General features: G+C 50.1%; 2 tRNA genes and 1 rRNA gene. All 3 read left to right on the top strand.

The window, feature by feature from the left end:
• Positions 1 to 132: ribosomal RNA gene (locus tag CBW66_RS28290) — 16S ribosomal RNA — on the top strand; the annotation flags it as partial.
• Between the two features lie 82 nt (positions 133 to 214).
• Positions 215 to 291: transfer RNA gene (locus CBW66_RS28285), tRNA-Ile, on the top strand.
• 19 nt (positions 292 to 310) lie between these two features.
• A tRNA-Ala gene (locus CBW66_RS28280) sits at positions 311 to 386 on the top strand.
• Positions 387 to 458: the final 72 nt, after the last annotated feature.

The following is a 458-nucleotide window of genomic DNA, read 5'->3' as shown; positions in this document are numbered from 1 at the left end:
CCATGGGAGCGGGTTTTACCAGAAGTAGGTAGCTTAACCGCAAGGAGGGCGCTTACCACGGTAGGATTCGTGACTGGGGTGAAGTCGTAACAAGGTAGCCGTATCGGAAGGTGCGGCTGGATCACCTCCTTTCTAGAGTTTGCACGAATCAGGTAAMTGGTTCACGCATCAAATGTTCACACTTATCGACTGTTAATAAAGAAGAACAGCATTTGGGGCTGTAGCTCAGCTGGTTAGAGCACCGTGTTGATAACGCGGGGGTCGTTGGTTCGAGTCCAACCAGCCCTACCAGTTTCTGTAGTAAATCTCAGGGGGATTAGCTCAGCTGGGAGAGCACCTGCTTTGCAAGCAGGGGGTCGTCGGTTCGATCCCGTCATCCTCCACCAAAAGTTCAAACGTAAGTTGATCACATCGGTGATTGAATTTAGGTTTGGTCTTTTCGAGACCAAGTGCTGTAT

The organism is Janthinobacterium sp. GW456P (genome assembly GCF_002127655.1).
GTDB lineage: Bacteria > Pseudomonadota > Gammaproteobacteria > Burkholderiales > Burkholderiaceae_D > Janthinobacterium.
Note: the sequence above shows the minus strand (reverse complement) of the source record. Positions and strands in the feature narration are given on the sequence as shown.